Origin of the sequence: Caballeronia sp. LZ029, assembly GCF_031451275.1 — a bacterium.
Classification (GTDB): Bacteria; Pseudomonadota; Gammaproteobacteria; order Burkholderiales; family Burkholderiaceae; genus Caballeronia; species Caballeronia jiangsuensis.
Map to the genome: position 1 here is coordinate 687,757 of NZ_JARUXO010000004.1, position 18,198 is coordinate 705,954.

Genomic DNA, 18,198 nt, shown 5'->3' on the forward strand with positions numbered 1-18,198 from the left:
CGACAAACGCTGATGAAATACTGGATCGGGTTCCGGCGCGGCGCTGGTATTAAGCCACTACCACAGACCGCGTTTCACTACGCCGACGCAAAGGCCCCTATATCCGCGGTCAACCTCGCCGCATCGCTCAGAAAAACGCCGTGCGGCGCGCCTTCGTAGACGACGAGCCGCGCGTTCGGAATCAGCCGCGCCGTGCGTTGCGAGGTCAGTTCGAGCGGATTCGACACGTCGCGATCGCCCTGCACGATGATCGTCGGCACGTCGATGTCGCGCAGTTCGTCGCGGAAATCGCCGCTGCTTACCGTTTCGTTGCACGCGAAAAGCGCCTGATGCGACGTGCGCAACGCCATTTCGCGGATCCAGTCGATCATCGCCTGCGAAGCGCCCGGCCCGGCGAACGGCCGCGCATTGTCTGCGAGCCACTTCGGATAGTCCGTCATCAAGTCGTGCTGGAAGACGTCGACGTATGCGCGGTCGATGCCATCAGGATTGTCCGGCGTCTTCGCCAGCATCGGCAACGTCGATGCGATCAACGCGAGCCGCGCGACGCGCGCGCTGCCGTGACGCGTCAGATAGCGCACGGCTTCTGCGCCGCCCATCGAATAGCCGACCAGCGTGACGTTCGAAAGATCGAGCGCGTTGATGACGGCGGCGAGATCGTCCGCAAGCGTGTCGTAGTCGTAGCCGGTGCCCGGATCGCTTGAGCGGCCGTGGCCGCGTCGGTCGTAGGCGATGCAGCGAAAGCCCTGACCCGCGAGCGGCAGCATCTGATACGCCCACATGTCGCCCGGCAGCGAATAGCTGGGGACGAACACGATGGTCTTGCCGTTGCCATGCGTGGCTTCGGGCTGCCAGTCGCGATAGAAAAGCTCGACGCCGCCGCTCGTCGCGATGAAATTCGGGCGGGCGATTTCGGCGTGAACTCGATGATGATTCGCGGACATGTCCGTCTCCTTGTCGATGATCGGTGTGATTGCATCGTCGCAGGAGGGGATGGGGGCGGGCAATTACGTCGAAGGTAATAGGCCGCGTGCAAAAAAACGCCGCCTGAACGGGCGGCGGGAATACGTCCGCTTGGGGGCTCGAACTTCGAGAGCGGACGCATGAGAGGGGCAATTCAGTATCGCAAAGCCCTGCACGAAGCACAATCGCGGGCGCGAATTACTGCGTTTCAGGATCGATCGCGTAGATTGTTCGATATGCGAATGAATCGATTGGATCGTTCATGTATTTCGATGCATCCGTTATCGCTGCGTGGTCCGCACGCACATGTCGTCCCAACCGATGGGAAACACGCGGAGTCCATCGCGCACGATCTTCGACATTCAAGCGATGGGCCCGCGCTGCATCATCCCGGCGATGGCAATGTGAGCGGCGCGATTGCGCTGAAGATCAGCAGGCGTCCGCGCCCGTCAGCCTCGGATAGCCGGGCTGGCTGGAATCGATCGTCGTCACGCACGCGCCTTCGTTGAGTTCGAGCGTGCTGTCGACATCGCGCTTCGAGCCGTCCTTCATCTGCACGCTGTAGCGGTACACCTTCGCGGTCTGTTCCGGCGCCTTCTCGAACAGGCTCGTCAGATCGAAGCTCAGGCCCGCGCCGCCGCCCACGCCATTCCAGCCATTTCCGCCGATGCCACCGGCACCCACGCCGACCGATGGGCCGGAAGACGGCGCCGCACCCGTCGACACGGTCGTCAGATATTGCTTGCCGACGACGCGCCCGATCGCGAGCTTGCTGTCCGCCGGCAGCGGCGCCGATGCACCCGGCCCGGTCGCGCACGCGGCGAGCGTGGCGAATGCGACGGCCGCGAAGCATGCACGCGCCGCGCGTCGAATTCCTTTTCGATTCAATTTCATTCCAGCCTCTTGCGTGCGCCTGCACGCGTTTCATTGGCCCTCGAAGCGAACGCGCGAGTCTCATGGGAAACGTGCGCTCGCGCCGGCGTGTCCGAAACGTCGCGCAAAAAAACGCCGCCCGAAGGAGGGCGGCGCTTGTCTGCGATTCGCTTCGAAACCAGCAGGCCGGTGCGCATCGCGAGGGACGCGATGCGCGGCCGGAATGTTGAACGAATGCGCGCCGCGATTGAACCAGATTGCTCCGATTCCTTGCGCGGCGAATGTTGTGCGTCGTCAGTCTTTCAACAGATACGCGACGATCGCATCGCACACGCGGCCGAACATCTGCGTGCCGGTGACGGTCGTGCAGCCGCGCGCGCGAGCGGCTTCGATGAAGGGCGTGAGCGGCGGCTTCGTCACCACGTCGCCGACGAAGGTCGTCGGCGGCAGGCGCGAGACGTCGATCGGCAGCGCATCGCCGGGACGCATACCCGCCGGCGACGCGTTCACGATGAGGTCGTAGCTTTCGGCGGGCGCATCGTCGGCGACGCTCACCGCGCCGCGGCCCAGCGCGGCGAGCCGCGAGGCGAGGGCGCTCGTGCGCCCGGCGTCGAAATCGCGGATCGCGAGCGACGCAACGCCTGCATCGACGAGCGCGTGGCCGATCGCCGAGCCCGCGCCGCCCGCGCCGATCAGCAGCGCGCGTTTGGCCTTCGGCTCGCAGCCCGCGTCCCGCAACGCGGCGACCATGCCGATGCCGTCCGATGCGCCGCCGTGCCAGGTGCCGTCGGCGTTGCGCTTGAGCATGTTGACCGCGCCGAGAAACGCGCCTTCGTCAGTCAGCGACTTGCAATGCGCCGTCGCGCTGAACTTGTGCGGCACGGTGATGATGACGCCATCGCAGTTCTGCAAGGGCGCGATGCCCGCGAAGAACGCGTCGAGATCGCCGGGCGCGACGTGCGCCGGAATCACGATCGCGTCGCGGCCCGCCGCTCTCAGCGCCGCCGTCACGCCGGAGGGCGAGCGCACCTGCGCGATCGGATCGCCGACGATGAAATAGACGCGCGTCGCGCCGCTCAAGCCCGCATCGAGCGATGCGGTAAAGGAAGTGTCCTGCGCCATGCCGTGCCTGCCTCCTGAATCGTGATCGAAATCTGTGGTTGCCCGTTGTGTGAATACTAGTTGAATGTGGAATAGCATTCAACAAAAACGTGTTTCAGGTTCGAGGCAACTAACGGTCGACGATTCGCAACGTCATGAAATTGGAGAGGCACCAACCGAAACAAAAGCGCCTGGCAAGATTGCGGGCTGGCCCTGATCATCGCGCGTTCCGCCTTGACTCGATCGGCGTCGAAACGCCTCACAACGCATCAGGCACATGCGCGCCCGAATTCACGCCGGCGACCGCGAGCGCCTCGTGCAGCGTGTCGAACACGTTCGACGCGCCGAGCACCGGCGTAAGCCCGTGCCGATCCATATCGTTGCGCAGGAAGCGGTTCACGCGGCCGAAGATCACCGCGACGCCGCGCGCCCTCAGCGATTCGATCAGCTCGCCGATCGTGCGGGCCGCCGAGTAGTCGAGATCGGTGATCGCGCCGGCATCGACGACGAGATGACGCAAGCCGTCGGATGCCGTATCGACGAGCTTCGTCACTTCGGCCGCGAAAAAATGATCGTTCGCGTAGAACAGATCCGCGCCGAAGCGGTAGACGATCAGTTGCGGCGCGGTCATCGCGCCGGGCTTCGTCGGCATGAACTGCCAGGGTTTGCCGGGCGCGACGGGCGTGAGCACCATCGTGTGCGGATGATAGCTATGGCGCACGTGCCGCATCAGCGAGAGCGCGACCGCGAGCAGAATGCCGCGCTCGACGCCCGCCAGCACCACCGCGCCCGCCGTGATGAGCGCGAGCGCGAATTCGCCCGGGCTTTCTGCGCGGATGTCCTTCAGGCTCTGCACGTTGACGAGGCCGATGGCGATCGTGAACACGATGGCCGCCAGCACGCAATGCGGCAGATAGCGCAGATAGCCGCTCAGAAACAGCAGCACGACGGCGACGACCGCCGCGAACACGAGCTGTCCGAACTGGCTGCGCGTGCCGGCGCGCTCGGCCATCGCGGTCTGCGTCGGGCTGCCGTTGACGACGAACGTGCCGCTCAGCGACGCCGCCGCGTTCGCCGCGGCGAGGCCGAGAATGTCGCTGTTGGTATCGACATCCTCGTGATACTGCTGCGCGAACACGCGCGCGGCGGCCGCGCTCTGCGCGATGATCATCACGAAGCACGACGCCGCGACGGGCACGATATCGAGACATTGCTGCCACGTGACCTGAGGAAAGCGGATCGGGGGCAAGCCGCCGTCGATGGGTCCGAGCACCGAAATTCCGCGCGCCGCGAAGTCGAAGAACTTGCTCGCGACGATGCTGCCGATCACCGCGACGAGCGGTATCGGCAGACGAGGCGCGAAGCGCTTGCTGCCCAGGATGGCGACGATCACGACAAGCGCGAGCAGGAGCGTCGGCCCGTGCGCGTGCATGACGTGCCCCATCACGTAGACGAGTTGCGCGAGGCTGCGCGAGGACGGATACGGTACCGTCATGCCGAAGAGGTCGCCGAGCATCGCGATCGACACCTGCACGCCGACGCCCGCGAGAAAGCCCGTCAGCACGGTGCGCGACAGAAAATCGGCGAGGAAGCCGAGCTTGAAGAGGCGCGCGAGCAGCAGGAGCGCGGCGGTCTGCAGCGCGACCATGCCCGCGAGCGCGACGTATTCCGGACTACCCGCGGCGGCCATCGACGAGAGCCTGCTCGCGAAGATCGTTGCCGTCGCGGAGTCGGCGGCCACCACGAGATGCCGCGATGCGCCGAAGAGCGCGAACGCGAAGAGCGGCAGGAACGCCGTGTAGAGGCCCGTGACCGCGGGCATGCCGGCGATGCGCGCATAGCCGAGCACCTGCGGAATGTCCATCGACGCGAGCGAAATGCCGGCGAGCGCGTCGCGTATTGCGGCGGCGCGGTTGATCGGGAGGATGCCTTTGAGCAGCTTCGTACTTGCCGGGGGCGTTCGGGTCGTGTCTTGCATGCGTGGCACCGTGTTCCTGAAGTAGCGAATCGTGCCCCAAGGAACAGGCGGTGCCAAGACCTGCTTTCTCTACCGATAGAACGCCACGGTTTGCCGCAATCCGTCGATGAGCGGCGTCTTCGCAAGGCCGGGGAGCATTCGCGCGAGCGCGGGATCGTCCGGAAAGGATGTCGCGATGGGCAAGGGCGCGCCCGCCGCGTCGATGCGCGCGTCCGGCGCGATCTGCGAAAGCGTCGCGATCACGCTTTGCATCGGCGTGATATCGCCCGCGAGCGTGAACGCGTGCGCGCCGTCGAACGTGTGGGTGAGCGCGCGTTCGTAGGCGGCGGCGACGTCGTCGGCGTAGACGAGTCCCGTCGCGCCGGTGAAGGGAATCGTGTACGGCTCGCCGCGCGCAGCCGCGCGGCAGGCGAGGCTCGGGCCCGCGCTCGATCCCGTTTCGCGCCCCGCGCCGTACACGACGAGCGGCCGGAATCCGATGCTCGCGATTCCGCGATCGTGCCAGTACGCGCGCGCCGAGCCTTCGCACGCGAGCTTGAACGCGCCGTAATGCGTCGTGGGGAACGGCGTCGCGCCGTCGTCGGGACCGAAGACGCCCGCGCTGCTCGCATACAGCACCGAGCGCAAGCCGCACGCGATGGCCGCGTCGAACACGTTGAGCGTGCCGATCAGATTGATGCGCGCGCCGCGCACCGGATCGGCGGCGCAGGCGGGCGTGAGCACGCCGGCGAGATGGATGACGGCGTCGCAGCCTTCCAGCGCGAGCGCGACATCGCGCGCGTCGCCGATATCGCCGATCCGCCATTGCACGTCATCGGCGCGTTCGGGCGCGAGCGCGCGCAGGAGCCGCGCGTCCTCGCGCACGTCGAACGCACGCACGTTCATATCGCGGGCGAGCAGCCGCCGCATCACCCACGCCGCCAGAAAACCGCTCCCGCCTGTCACCAGCACTCGCATATCGTTCCTCCGTTCGTCTCAAAAAAGAACTTGGCTTCATCCGCGTTTCTGGAATAGTATTCCATTATCAAAGCGAGTTCTACTGAAAACACGCGTTGCGGATCATCGGACGGAACGACGATTTGCAGCGCGACGGAGCGGACGAATGGTGGAGACACTGAACAATCTGGAACGGAACGAAACGTTCGATGTAATCGTGGTCGGCGCGGGAGGCGCGGGCATGTCGGCGGCGCTCGTCGCGGCCATCGACGGGGCGCGCGTGCTGCTCGTCGAAAGCACGGAATACGTCGGCGGCACGACGGCCTTCTCGGCGGGAACGACCTGGATTCCCGCGTCGATGCACGCGGCGAGCGTCAATCGCGACGATACATCCGCGAACGCCGAAGGCTTTCTGGATCGCGCGGTCGGCGAGCGCAGCAGCGTCGCGATGCGCCGCGCGTTTCTCGATGCCGGCCCGAAAGCCGTCGCGCATATCGAAGCGAACTCCGACGTGAAATATCGCGCGCGCCCGTTTCATCCGGATTATTTGTCCGAGATCGAAGGCTCGACGCTGCGCGGACGCGCGCTCGAGCCGCTGCCCTTCGACGGCCGCAAGCTCGGCCGCGCGTTTTCGCTGATCCGTCCGCCGATTCCCGAATTCACCGTGCTCGGCGGCATGATGGTCGATCGCGACGACGTCGGGCACCTGCTCAACATGACGAAGTCGTTCGCGTCGTTCAGACACGCTGCGAAGCTGCTCGCGCGTCACGCGCGCGACCGTATGAGCGCGCCGCGCGGCACGCGGCTCGTGATGGGCAACGCGTTGATCGGAAGATTGCTCTATTCGTTGCTTCAACGCGGCGTCACGGTGCTGACGAACACGAAGGTCGATGCGTTGGAGAGCGGCCCGAACGGTATCGAAGCCGTGACGCTGAGCCACGTCAACGAGCGGCGTCGCGTCAATGTGAAAGGCGGCGTGATTCTCGCGAGCGGCGGCTTCAACCGTCATCCGACGCGTCGCGGGACGATGTTGCCGGGCGCCGATCCGTCGTGGTGTCCCGGCGCGCCCGGCCACACCGGCAGCGCGCAGGATCTTGCGCTGGCCGTTGGCGCGCGCTTCGGCGAGAGTGCGTTGTCGAATGCGTTCTGGGCGCCGGTTTCCGTGCGCAAGCGCGCCGACGGCACGACCGCCGTGTTCCCGCACTTCATCATGGATCGCGGCAAGCCGGGCATGATCACCGTCGACAAGGCGGGCAAGCGCTTCCTCAACGAAAACACGTCGTATCACCTCTTCGGGATCGCGATGCAGAAGGCGAACGAAACGACGCCTTCGGTGCCCGCGTATCTCGTGACGGACTCCGAAGGATTGCGCAAGTACGGACTCGGCATGGTGCGTCCGGGCGGCAAAGGGCTTGCGCCGTTTCTCGCCGATGGCTATCTCGTCGAAGGCAAGACGCTCGACGAACTGGCGACGAAGCTCGGCATCGACAAGACAGGTCTCGCCGATAGCGTCGCGCGCATGAATCGCTATGCGCAGACCGGCGTCGATGAGGATTTCCAGCGCGGCACGACCGATTATCAGAACGCCAATGGCGACGCCAACTGGAACGGCCCGAACAAGTGTCTCGGTCCGATCGGCCAGGCGCCGTTCTATGCGGTGCGGCTCTATCCCGGCGATATCGGTGCGGCGACCGGCCTCGTCACCGACACGCACGCGCGCGTGCTCGATCGCGACGATCGACCGATCGGCGGCCTGTACGCATGCGGCAACGACATGCAGTCGGTGATGGGCGGCGTCTATCCCGGCCCCGGCATCACGCTCGGTCCGGGTCTCGCGTTCGGCTATCTGGCGGCGCGGCATGCGGTGGCGCGCGGCAAGTCATCGCACGCGGCGTTGACGGACGCACGCGATGAGGCCCTCACGTTGCCTGTCGATTTCCACGCACACGCCAAATGAAGCTCGAACCGATTCTCGAATGCGACGTCCTCGTGCTGGGTTCCGGCGCGGGCGGTTTGTCGACGGCCGTTACAGCGGCGACGCAGGGCCTTTCCGTGCTCGTCTGCGAAAAGGAAGACGTGTTCGGCGGCACGACCGCGTGGTCGGGCGGCTGGATGTGGATTCCGCGCAATCCGCTCGCGACGCGCGCGGGCATCGTCGAAGATGAGAGCGTGCCGCGCACGTATCTGAAGAGCGAACTCGGCGCGCAGTTCGACGCCGCGAAGGCCGATGCGCTCATCGAGCACGGGCCGCGCATGATCGAATTCTTCGAGCGCAATACGTCGATGCGCTTCATCGACGGCAATCGCATTCCCGATTTCCACACGACGCAAGGCGCGGCCACGGGCGGGCGCTCGGTCTGCGCGATGCCGTTCGACGGGCGCGAGCTCGGTCCGCTGATCGACAAGCTTCGTCCGCCGCTGGCCGAAGTGACGATCAAGGGCATGGCGATCGCGTCGGGACAGGACCTCGCGCATTTTCTGAACGCGACGCGCAGCGCGAAATCGGCGTGGCATGTGACCAAGCGCTTCGCCGCGTTCGCGTGGCACATGCTGCGCTATCGCCGTTCGATGCATCTCGTGAACGGCAATGCGCTCGTCGCGCGTCTGTTGAAGTCGGCGGCGGATCGCGGTGTCGATCTGCGCACGCGCGCACGTGCCGTTTCGCTCATGCGCGAGGAGGATCGCGTGACGGGTGCGCGCGTCGAGATCGACGGCGTGATGCATGAAGTGCGCGCGCGGCGCGGCGTCGTGCTCGCGTGCGGCGGTTATCCGCACGACGCGAAGCGTCAGGCCGAAACGTTTCCGTATACGCCGCACTGGTCGGCGGCGCCGAAGAGCAATACCGGCGATGGCATTCGTATCGGCGAAACGGCCGGCGCGCATTTCGATGCGTCGCTCGAAGCGCCCGCCGCGTGGGCGCCCGTGTCGCTCGTGCCGAAGGGCAAGGGCGATGCGGCCGCGTTTCCGCATCTGATCGAGCGCGCCAAGCCGGGCGTGATCGCGGTGACGCGCGCGGGCAGGCGCTTCACGAACGAGGCGTCGTCGTACTACGACTTCATCTCCGCGCTGATCGGCACGACGGCGCCGGGCGAGGAAGCCTGCGCGTGGCTCGTCTGCGATCATCGGTTTCAGCGCAGATATGGCCTCGGTTTCGCGAAGCCGTTTCCGTTCCCGCTCGGCCCGTACGAGCGCTCGGGCTATCTGAAATCCGCGCCGACGCTCGAAGCGCTCGCGCAGCAATGCGGCATCGATGCGCGCGGCCTCGCCGATACCGTCGCCACGTACAACGGCTACGCGAAAGACGGCTTCGATCCGCAATTCCATAAAGGTTCGACGCCGTACAACCGCGTGCAGGGCGATGCATCGCACACGCCGAATCCGTGTCTCGCGCCGATCGCCGATGGCCCGTTTCACGCGGTGAAGCTCGTGCCGGGCAGCCTCGGCACCTTCGCCGGACTTTCGACGGATGCGCGCTCGCGCGTGCTCGACGAATCGCGCGCGCCGATTCGCGGCCTCTACGCGGTCGGCAACGACGCCGCGAGCATGATGGGCGGCCACTATCCCGCGGGCGGCATCACGCTCGGACCGGCGATGACCTTCGGCTATCTCGCGGGTCTCGAACTGGCCGAACCGGCACGCATCGACATCACGAATCTCTCAAACTTCAAACAGGCAAGGACACTGCAATGACTCTGTACGACACAGTCACGTTGACGGTGAAGATCGGCGCGAACGCGCAAGTCTTCGAGAACATCAAGGCGAGCGGCGATGCGCCCGGCTCGAAGCTGCTCGGCTGCTGGTATTCGGATATCGGCGCGCTCGGCAAGGTCATGGTGCTGCGCGGCTTCGAATCGGAGGCGGCGCTGATCAGGGAACGCCAGCGCCTGCTGCTCGAAGGCAATCCGTTCGGCTGCGGCGAATTCATCACCGACGTCGAAGTGAGCAGCTACGCGCTCTTTCCGTTTCTGCCGCCGATCGAGCCTGCCGTGCACGGCGGCATCTACGAGATGCGTGTCTACGGCACGAAGCTCGCGAGCCTGCAACATACGATCGATGCATGGAAGAACGCCGTGCCCGAGCGCACGACGCGCTCGCCGCTCATCGGCGCGATGTACGCGCTGGATGGCACCGTGCCGCGCTTTCTCAACATCTGGCCGTACAAGAGTGTCGACGAGCGCTCGCGCATTCGCGCGGAAGCCGTGAAGGACGGCATCTGGCCGCCGAAGGGCGGACCGGCCCATCTGACGACGATGGAATCGACCATCTACATGCCCGCGCCGTTCTCGCCGCTGCGCTAACCGGAGACATCGATGTCACGACGCAAGCTGTCTCTGTCCGCGCTGACGGTCCTCGAACTGACGCCGCCCCAGATGGTCGAGTGCGCGGCGCAGGCGGGCTACGATTTCGTCGGCCTGCGGCTCTTGCCGGCGACCGATACCGAGGTGCGCCATGAGATCGTCGGCGCGACGCCGTTGCGGCGCGAAACGCTCGCGGCGTTGAAGGACACCGGAATCGGCGTGCTCGATGCCGAAATCCTGCGCCTCAAGCCCGACACGAACGTCGCCGATTACGAGCCGATGCTCGAAACCGCCGCGGCGCTGGGGGCGCGCTACGTGCTCGTCGCGGGCAACGATCCCGACGAGGCGCGCACCGCCGAGCGGCTCGCGGCGCTCTGCGATCTCGCGAAACCGTATGGCTTGTCCCCGTCGCTCGAACCGATGCCCTGGACCGACGCGAAAGACATCGTGCAGGGCGCGCGCATCGTGAAGGCGGCAGGGCGCGCGAACACGGGCCTGATCGTCGATCCGATTCATTTCGACCGCGCGGGATCGTCGACGGAAACGCTGCGCGAATTGCCGCGCGAATGGTTCGGCTACGTGCAGTTCTGCGATGCGCCCGCCGAGCGTCCCGCCGATCTCGACACGCTGCTCTATCAGGCGCGCGCCGAGCGCATGATTCCGGGCGAGGGCGGAATCGATCTCGCGGGCATCCTGCGCGCGTTGCCCGACGGGTTGCCGCTCTCCATCGAAGTGCCGATGAACCAATGGGCGAAGACCGCGAACGCGCTGACTCGCGCGAAGCGTCTGCGTGAGGCGACGCTCGCGGTGCTTCAGGAGACCTACGTCGAACATTGATGCGTGCCGGTTGAATTCCGAGGTGGAATCGTGTTCTACTCATGCCGCATCGGAACTTCGAGAGACTGAAAGATGGCAGGAAACCTTGAGCGGGCGTTGTCGATCATCGAGTTGCTGGCGAAAAACGGCGGGCGGATGCAGCTCGCCGCCATCGCCGATACGCTCAACATTCCGCGCAGCGGCACGCACCGCCTGCTCGCGATGCTGATCGACGAAGGCTATGTCCGGCAGGACGAGGATCACGGCGAGTACATGCTCGCGCTGAAGCTCGTGTCGCTCGCGCTCATCTATCTGTCGACCGGCGGCGTGCTCGACGTGTCGCAGCCGGTGCTCGACCGGCTCGCGGCGCAGTCGGGCGAACTGGCGCGCCTCGGCGTGGTCGAGGGCGATCACATCACGTTCGTCGGCAAGGCGCAGGGCGCGAAGTCCGGGCTGCGCTACGACCCCGACATGGGCAGCCAGCCGCCCCTGCATTGCACGGCGAGCGGACAGGCGTGGCTGTCGTCGCTCACGGACGAGGAAGCGCTCGAACTCGTGTCGAAGCAGGGCGGCCTGGGCAAGCCAGGCGCGGGCGGTCCGAAGGCGCCGAAGACGATTGCGCAATTTCTCGCGGACCTGCAGGCGGCCCGCGAGCGCGGCTATGGAATCGCGAGCGAGACGTACGAGGCCGGCATGACGTCGATGGCCGCGCCGATTCATCATCCGGTGACTGGTGTGGTCGTCGGGGTCGTGAGTCTCGCCGGACCGACGAGCCGTTTGCCCGACGCACGGCTGAAGGAGCTTGCGCCGGCGCTGCTGGAAGCGGCATCGGACATGGGCGCGGCGACCTTGAGTTCGCCTTATTTCAAGCGGCCGGTGGTGAAGACGGAGGAAGCGGTTGCGGTGGGGAAGGTGAAAAAGAAGAGCGTGAACACGATTTGATGCCACACGCAATCGGCCGGACGGACGAGGTGACGGGCGGGAAACGCCTGCGTTATCATCGTTTTCACTATGAAACGAGAATTTGAAATGCCTACTCCACTCGATCCGATCGTCTCTGAATTCGCCACTGTCGAGGAAGCGGAAGCTTATGACCAGTGGTTTCGCGAGAAAGTAAGACGTTCGATGGCGGATACGCGGCCGCGCGTGCCGCATGACCAGGTGATGGCCGAAGTGGAAAAGATCATCACGGAAGCCGAGAAACGCCACAAGTCGAGGGCCGCTTGACGTTTCAGATTGTATGGACCCAAACCGCGCGCCTCGACCTCCTGCAGATCATCCGTTATATCGCCGAACGCAACCCGTCCGCTGCACGAGCAATCAAGAGCGCGATTGAAGCAGCACCGCAGTCTGCTGCGATCGCACCTTATCTGTATCGCAATGGTCGTATTCTGGGCACTCGTGAGATCGTCGTTCACCTGAATTACATCGTCGTTTACGCGGTAATGACAGACCGCATCGAAGTGCTGAATGTGCTGCATGCAAGACAGTGCTATCCGTTCGAATGAGTGACGGTCGCAGTGAGTTAGCGCTTGACGCTGACGGATAAGACACCTCATCCCCCGCTCCTGCACTATCCTCCACAGATCAAGCCCTAACGAGGCCGATCATGAACGCGGCGTCCATCAACACGTCCCTGCGCGAAATCGATGACCTGCCGTCGCCGCGCGGCCTGCCGCTCCTGGGCAACCTGCACCAGTTGCCGCCCGCCACGCACCATCTGACGCTCGAACGCTGGGCCGCCGAACTCGGCACGCCCTACGTATTCCGCTTCGGCACGACGCCCGTCACGGTCTGGAACGACATCGAACTGTCCCACGCCGTGATGCGCGAGCGGCCGCATCGTTACCGCCGCTATGCGCCCATCGAAAATATCCTGAAAGAGTTCGGCTGCAACGGGCTTTTCTCGGTCGAGGGCGCGGCCTGGGAGCCGCAGCGTCGCCTCGTGATGCAGGCGCTGTCGATTCCGCACATCAAGGCGTTTTACCCCACGCTCGCCGCGATCACCGAGCGGTTGCGGCGGCGCTGGGAAGCCGCGGCGCGCGAGACGCGCGTGGTCGACATGACCGACGATCTGAAGCGCTTCACGGTCGATGTCACGAGCGCGCTCGCGTTCGGCGAAGACCCGAACACGCTGGAAAACGAGCGCGTGCTGATCCAGGAGCAACTGGCGATGCTGCTGCCGATGCTGATGGCGCGCGTGAACGCGCCCTTCGCCTACTGGCACTACGTGAAGTTCCCGCGCGACCGCAAGTTCGATCAAGCGCTGATCGACGTGCATCGTCATATCCGCGAACTGATGGCGAGAGCACGCGCCCGCATGCGCGAGGAAGCGGCGGCCGAAGCGTGCGCGACGCCGCTCGGCGACACGGCCCATGCGCCGCGCAATCTGCTCGAAGCGATGCTCGCCCTGCGCGATGCGCCCGGGTCCGGCATCACTGACGACGAAGTCGCCGCCAACGTGCTGACGATGCTCGTCGCGGGCGAGGAGACGACAGCGACGTCGATCGCGTGGGCGCTGCTCTTCCTCGGCTCCGACGATGCGTTGCAGACGCGCGTCGCCACATCCGCGCGGCGTGTGCTCGGCGGCTCGACGGTGTGCCCGAGCTATGGCGCGATGCGCGAGCTCGATCTGTGCGAAGCGGTGTGCACGGAAGCGAGCCGTCTGCATCCGGTCGCGCCGTATCTGTCGTTCGAACCGCTCGAGGAAGTGCGGCTGCAAGGCGTGCGCTTGCCCGCGGGCACGAAGATGTTCATGCTCAACCGTCCCGCGATGATGGACCCGAACAACTACGCCGATCCTGAGCATTACGATCCCGACCGATGGCTGCACGATCATCGGCATGAAAGCGCATCACAGCGCGGCGCGCATGAACCGCGCGCCTATCTGCAATTCGGCGCGGGGCCGCGTGTGTGTCCGGGGCGGCATCTGGCGGCGGTGGAGATGCGCCTCGTCGTGTCGATGCTGACGGCGAACTTCACGGCCCAGCTTGCCACGAATCCCGCCGATATCCGCGAAATTTGCACGTTCACCGCGGTCCCGAGCGCAATGCCGATGCGTCTCGCCCTGCGATAACGGCGTCAGCCCGCGTCCACCGCATCGGCGGCGGCGGACGATGGCGCCGGTACGCCGCCGCCCGTCGCCATCCACAGCACTTCGGCGTCTTCCTCACTCGTCGATATGGCCGCGTGGCCGGTGCGGCTGTCGAAGTAGATGCTGTCGCCGGCATTCAGATGGGTCGGCGCGTAGAGTTCGGAGTAGAGGCACACGCTGCCGCTCATCACGTAGAGAAATTCCTCGCCTTCGTGACGGCCCCAGTCGTCGAATGCATCGAGCGTATGCGCCGAAATGCGGATGCGAAACGGCAGCATCGCCTTGTGCGCGAGCTCGGTTGCGAGCAATTCCATCTGATAGCCGCGATACGCGTGGCGCTGCCCCTCGTCGCGGCGCGTGAGCGCGCGCCGGCCGCTCGCGTTCGGCGCGGGCGCGGTGCCGAACAGTTCGGCAAGATCGATCTGCAGGCCGCGCACGATTTTCTGGAGCACGTCGAAAGTCGGCGACATCAGGCCGTTTTCGATCTTCGACAGCGCCGACCGCGATACGCCGCAAAGCCGGCTCGCGGTTTCGAGCGTCAGATCATGCGCGAGCCGTGCGCGTTTCACCCGGCGTCCGAGATCGGATGCGGATTGTTCGGGCGAATTTTTCGTGCTGAGGCTGGGCATAGGAGAATCGTTTTGTTTCCGATCATAACATCGCGCGAGCGCCGCCAGAATGCGGAGCGACGCCGCGAAACAACCCGAATCTACCGCCGCAAAAGGCCGTACGCATTGGTGACAACCCCAATATTATCCGCTGTTGTGAGCGACGGCGGCAGCGCGTATAGTGGCCGGACTTACGAAAGTTTCTTATCAGAAACTTCGATCTGAAGAACGCATCGCTTCAAAAGGACTCCCACCGTGAACGCACAATCGATTCTTTACGACCTCGGCATCGCGAGCCTCGTCACCGATGGCGACATCGCCGTGACTTCACCGATCACGGGCGAAGTCATCGGCCGGGTGAAGCAGAACACCACCGCCGACGTCGACGCCGCGCTCGGCGCCGCGCGCACCGCGTTCGCCACGTGGCGCAACGTGCCCGCACCGCGACGCGGCGAGCTCGTGCGTCTGCTCGGCAACCGCCTGCGCGAGAAGAAGGAGGCGCTCGGCCGCCTGGTGTCGCTCGAAGCGGGCAAGATTCTTCAGGAAGGCCTGGGCGAAGTGCAGGAAATGATCGACATCTGCGATTTCGCCGTCGGTCTCTCGCGCCAGTTGTACGGCCTGACGATCGCGTCCGAGCGCCCAGGCCATCGGATGGCGGAGACGTGGCATCCGTTCGGCGTGTGCACGATCATCTCGGCATTCAATTTTCCGGTCGCGGTGTGGTCGTGGAACGCGGCGCTCGCGCTCGTGTGCGGCAATGCGGTCGTGTGGAAGCCGTCCGAGAAGACGCCGCTCACCGCGCTGGCCGTCGATCGCATCCTGCGCGACGCCATCGAGGAATTCGGCTCGGCGCCGGCGGGCCTTGCGTCGGTGATCATCGGCGGACGCGAGGTCGGCGCGGCGCTTGTCGCGGACAAGCGCTCCGATATCGTCAGCGCGACCGGCAGCACCGAAATGGGCCGCAAGGTCGGCGTCGCGGTGGCGCAGCGCTTCGGCCGCTCGATTCTCGAACTGGGCGGCAACAACGCGGGCATCGTCTCGCAGACCGCCAATCGCGATCTCGCGCTGCGCGGCATCCTGTTCTCGGCGGTCGGCACGGCGGGACAGCGCTGCACGTCGCTGCGGCGTCTCTTCGTGCACGACAGCATCTACGACGAAACCGTCGCGCGCCTGAAAGATCTCTACGCGAAGGTGCCGGTCGGCAATCCGCTGGAGCAGGGCGTGCTGATGGGCCCGCTCATCGACGTGCAGGCGTTCGCGCGCATGCAGGACGCGCTGGAGCAGGCGAAGGGCGAGGGCGGCAAGGTGTCCGGCGGCGAGCGCGTCACCGTGAAGGGCCAGGAAAACGGCTACTACGTGCGCCCGGCGCTCGTCGAAATGCCGTCGCAAACGGATGTCGTGCTGAAGGAAACCTTCGCGCCGATCCTCTACGTGATGCGCTATTCCGAATTCGATGAAGCCATCGCCGCGAACAACGCCGCCGCGCATGGTCTGTCGTCGTGCGCGTTCACGACCGATCTGCGCGAGGCCGAGCGCTTCCTGTCCGCGTCGGGCAGCGATTGCGGCATCGCCAACGTGAACATCGGGCCGAGCGGCGCGGAGATCGGCGGCGCATTCGGCGGCGAGAAGGAAACCGGCGGCGGCCGCGAATCGGGCTCGGATGCGTGGAAGGCCTATATGCGCCGCGCGACCAACACGATCAACTACTCGTCGGAATTGCCGCTCGCGCAGGGCATCGACTTCAATCTGAGCTGAGGGCGATGTGAGTTCAAGCGTTGTCATCGTGGGCGGCGGGGTGATCGGCAGTTCGGTGGCGTACTTCCTGCGCGCATCGGACCCGACGGTGCAGGTGACGGTGATCGAGCGCGATCCGACTTACGCGCGCTCGTCGTCGGCGTTGTCGGCGGCATCGATCCGGCAGCAGTTCTCGACGCCGCTCTCGGTGCGCATGTCGCTCTTCGGCATCGACTTCCTGCGCTCGATCGGCGAGCGGCTCGAAGTGAACGGCGAACGTCCGTCGATCGATCTGCACGAAGGCGGCTATCTCTTTCTCGCGACGCCGGCGGGCGCGCCGACGCTGCGCGAGAACCACGCGCTGCAACGCGAACTCGGCGCGGACATCAGCCTGCTCGATGCCGCGCAACTATATGCGCGCTTTCCGTGGCTCAACACGGACGATCTCGCCGCGGGCGCGTTCGGCGAGAGCGGCGAAGGCTGGTTCGATGGCTACGGACTCGTGCAGGCGCTGCGGCGCAAGGCGCAGTCGCTGGGCGCGCGCTATGTGACGACGGAAGTCGTCGGCATCGAACGCGAAGGGCGGCGCGCGAGCACCGTGCGCGCGGCCAACGGCGAAACGTATCCGTGCGATGTCGTCGTCAATGCGGCGGGCGCGTGGTCGCGCGCGATCGCGGCCATGCTCGGCATCGACATTCCGGTGTACGCGCGTCGGCGCAGCATCTTCAACGTGTCGTCGCCGGCGAAGCTCGAACGCGCGCCCTTGCTGATCGATCCGACCGGCGTCTATTTCCGGCCGGAAGGGCGCACGCATATCTGCGGCACGTCGCCCTCGGCGGACAACGATCCCGACGATCTGCCGCTCGACGAAGTCGATCACGCGCTCTTCGACGACGTGATCTGGCCGACGCTCGCGCATCGCGTGCCGGAATTCGAGGCGTTGCGAGTGGAGCGCTGCTGGTCCGGCTATTACGAATACAACGTGCTCGATCAGAACGCGATCATCGGTTTCCACCCGGATCTGGAGAATTGCATTTTCGCGAACGGATTCAGCGGCCACGGCCTGCAACAAGGCCCGGCGACGGGACGTGGCGTGAGCGAACTGATTTTGCGCGGACGTTACGAGACGCTCGATTTATCGCCGCTGGACTGGACACGCGTGCTCGAAGGCCGGCCGATCATCGAAAAGAATGTCGTATAACTGATAGATGACCTGGAAACGCCGCTTGCCATAACGGATCATTTAAGTCTGCCCGGTCTTTTGCACCGGGCATTTTTTTAGCTACGAAATAGACAAGCGGGTAGAAAACTGGCCGGGATGCGTTTCGAACGGGCATTCTTATCATCATCGTCACGCTTGCGTGCGAAGTCCATCAACGTAATCCACTAGGGCCACAGGCTTTCGATAAGCGCATTCTGGAACCATCGAGACGCTTTTTCTTCGCGCTTCACAGAAAGGAGACAAAACATGGAAGCGAATACGAGCGCGCATTTCTATGCCTGGATCGACGACGGCGAACTGCCGCCGGACACGAGCGTCACTGTGTCGCATCGTTCCAGTCAGGTATCCGCGGCGCCGGAATATGTCGCCGAAATTTGCGGACGTTTCGCAAAGACGGAAGAGGAAAAAAATTCCTGCGTGATTCGTGGATATAACTGACGACTTAATGCAAGGTGTTGCGCGCGTGACACGGTTTTTCACGGCGCACATAAAAGCGCATGAAAATGCGCATCGGCGCTATTCATGAAGAAGCTTCATGAAACGCATAATGCCGGTTTAATCGACCCGGCATGGTG

Annotated in this window: 17 protein-coding genes; 11 read left to right on the forward strand and 6 right to left on the reverse strand. The window is 65.0% G+C overall.

The annotated features are described in order from the left end of the window. Positions 1 to 77: 77 nt before the first annotated feature. From QCE73_RS29140 to QCE73_RS29160, 5 genes are all read right to left on the reverse strand, one after another. Positions 78 to 944, reverse strand: coding sequence for an alpha/beta hydrolase (locus tag QCE73_RS29140; protein WP_309884654.1), 867 nt, complete (start codon positions 942 to 944; stop codon positions 78 to 80). A 448-nt stretch (positions 945 to 1,392) separates the two neighbouring features. Beyond that, the gene (locus QCE73_RS29145; protein WP_309884655.1) at positions 1,393 to 1,857 is read right to left on the reverse strand and encodes a hypothetical protein; all 465 of its coding nucleotides are present in this window, start codon (positions 1,855 to 1,857) and stop codon (positions 1,393 to 1,395) included. A 273-nt stretch (positions 1,858 to 2,130) separates the two neighbouring features. Next, the gene (locus QCE73_RS29150) at positions 2,131 to 2,958 is read right to left on the reverse strand and encodes a shikimate dehydrogenase (RefSeq protein ID WP_035507425.1); all 828 of its coding nucleotides are present in this window, start codon (positions 2,956 to 2,958) and stop codon (positions 2,131 to 2,133) included. Positions 2,959 to 3,196: 238 nt separating this feature from the next. Further along, positions 3,197 to 4,915 carry a SulP family inorganic anion transporter gene (locus QCE73_RS29155; RefSeq protein ID WP_309884656.1) on the reverse strand — a complete coding sequence of 573 codons (1,719 nt, stop codon included), beginning with the start codon at positions 4,913 to 4,915 and terminating at the stop codon, positions 3,197 to 3,199. Positions 4,916 to 4,984: 69 nt separating this feature from the next. After that, on the reverse strand, positions 4,985 to 5,872 hold the full coding sequence (locus QCE73_RS29160; RefSeq protein ID WP_309884657.1) for an NAD(P)-dependent oxidoreductase: 888 nt from the start codon (positions 5,870 to 5,872) through the stop codon (positions 4,985 to 4,987). A gap of 145 nt (positions 5,873 to 6,017) precedes the next feature. Between QCE73_RS29160 and QCE73_RS29165 the strand changes: the two genes are divergently transcribed. The 8 genes from QCE73_RS29165 (at position 6,018) to QCE73_RS29200 (ending at position 14,041) form a co-directional block, all read left to right on the forward strand. Next, positions 6,018 to 7,808, forward strand: a complete 1,791-nt coding sequence (locus QCE73_RS29165) for an FAD-dependent oxidoreductase (RefSeq protein ID WP_309884658.1) — start codon at positions 6,018 to 6,020, stop codon at positions 7,806 to 7,808. Continuing rightward, positions 7,805 to 9,541, forward strand: coding sequence for an FAD-dependent oxidoreductase (locus QCE73_RS29170; RefSeq protein WP_309884659.1), 1,737 nt, complete (start codon positions 7,805 to 7,807; stop codon positions 9,539 to 9,541). Before QCE73_RS29165 ends, QCE73_RS29170 begins: the two co-directional genes overlap by 4 nt. Then, positions 9,538 to 10,149: an NIPSNAP family protein gene (locus QCE73_RS29175; protein ID WP_309884661.1), complete on the forward strand. Its 612-nt coding sequence runs from the start codon at positions 9,538 to 9,540 to the stop codon at positions 10,147 to 10,149. Before QCE73_RS29170 ends, QCE73_RS29175 begins: the two co-directional genes overlap by 4 nt. A 12-nt stretch (positions 10,150 to 10,161) precedes the next feature. Continuing rightward, positions 10,162 to 10,986, forward strand: a complete 825-nt coding sequence (locus tag QCE73_RS29180) for a sugar phosphate isomerase/epimerase family protein (protein WP_309884663.1) — start codon at positions 10,162 to 10,164, stop codon at positions 10,984 to 10,986. A 72-nt stretch (positions 10,987 to 11,058) separates the two neighbouring features. Continuing rightward, positions 11,059 to 11,907 carry an IclR family transcriptional regulator gene (locus QCE73_RS29185; protein WP_309884665.1) on the forward strand — a complete coding sequence of 283 codons (849 nt, stop codon included), beginning with the start codon at positions 11,059 to 11,061 and terminating at the stop codon, positions 11,905 to 11,907. Between the two features lie 87 nt (positions 11,908 to 11,994). Then, the gene (locus tag QCE73_RS29190; RefSeq protein WP_187606631.1) at positions 11,995 to 12,192 is read left to right on the forward strand and encodes a stability determinant; all 198 of its coding nucleotides are present in this window, start codon (positions 11,995 to 11,997) and stop codon (positions 12,190 to 12,192) included. Then, complete coding sequence (locus QCE73_RS29195) at positions 12,189 to 12,473, forward strand: type II toxin-antitoxin system RelE/ParE family toxin (protein WP_309884666.1); 285 nt, start codon at positions 12,189 to 12,191, stop codon at positions 12,471 to 12,473. The genes QCE73_RS29190 and QCE73_RS29195 overlap by 4 nt, the downstream gene beginning before the upstream one ends. 101 nt (positions 12,474 to 12,574) lie before the next feature. Continuing rightward, positions 12,575 to 14,041 (forward strand): cytochrome P450, encoded by a 1,467-nt coding sequence (locus QCE73_RS29200; RefSeq protein ID WP_309884667.1) that lies wholly within the window; start codon positions 12,575 to 12,577, stop codon positions 14,039 to 14,041. Positions 14,042 to 14,046: 5 nt separating this feature from the next. On the opposite strand, the gene QCE73_RS29205 is transcribed toward QCE73_RS29200, so the two are convergent. Continuing rightward, complete coding sequence (locus tag QCE73_RS29205) at positions 14,047 to 14,688, reverse strand: XRE family transcriptional regulator (RefSeq protein WP_309884668.1); 642 nt, start codon at positions 14,686 to 14,688, stop codon at positions 14,047 to 14,049. A gap of 234 nt (positions 14,689 to 14,922) precedes the next feature. On the opposite strand from QCE73_RS29205, the gene QCE73_RS29210 reads away from it, so the two are divergent. The 3 genes from QCE73_RS29210 to QCE73_RS29220 all read left to right on the forward strand — a co-directional run bounded on the left by QCE73_RS29210 (position 14,923) and on the right by QCE73_RS29220 (position 18,061). After that, positions 14,923 to 16,422 carry an aldehyde dehydrogenase family protein gene (locus QCE73_RS29210; protein ID WP_309884669.1) on the forward strand — a complete coding sequence of 500 codons (1,500 nt, stop codon included), beginning with the start codon at positions 14,923 to 14,925 and terminating at the stop codon, positions 16,420 to 16,422. Between the two features lie 7 nt (positions 16,423 to 16,429). Continuing rightward, the gene (locus QCE73_RS29215) at positions 16,430 to 17,602 is read left to right on the forward strand and encodes an FAD-binding oxidoreductase (protein WP_309884670.1); all 1,173 of its coding nucleotides are present in this window, start codon (positions 16,430 to 16,432) and stop codon (positions 17,600 to 17,602) included. A 267-nt stretch (positions 17,603 to 17,869) separates the two neighbouring features. After that, positions 17,870 to 18,061: a hypothetical protein gene (locus QCE73_RS29220; RefSeq protein ID WP_035507395.1), complete on the forward strand. Its 192-nt coding sequence runs from the start codon at positions 17,870 to 17,872 to the stop codon at positions 18,059 to 18,061. The last annotated feature ends 137 nt before the right edge of the window (positions 18,062 to 18,198 follow it).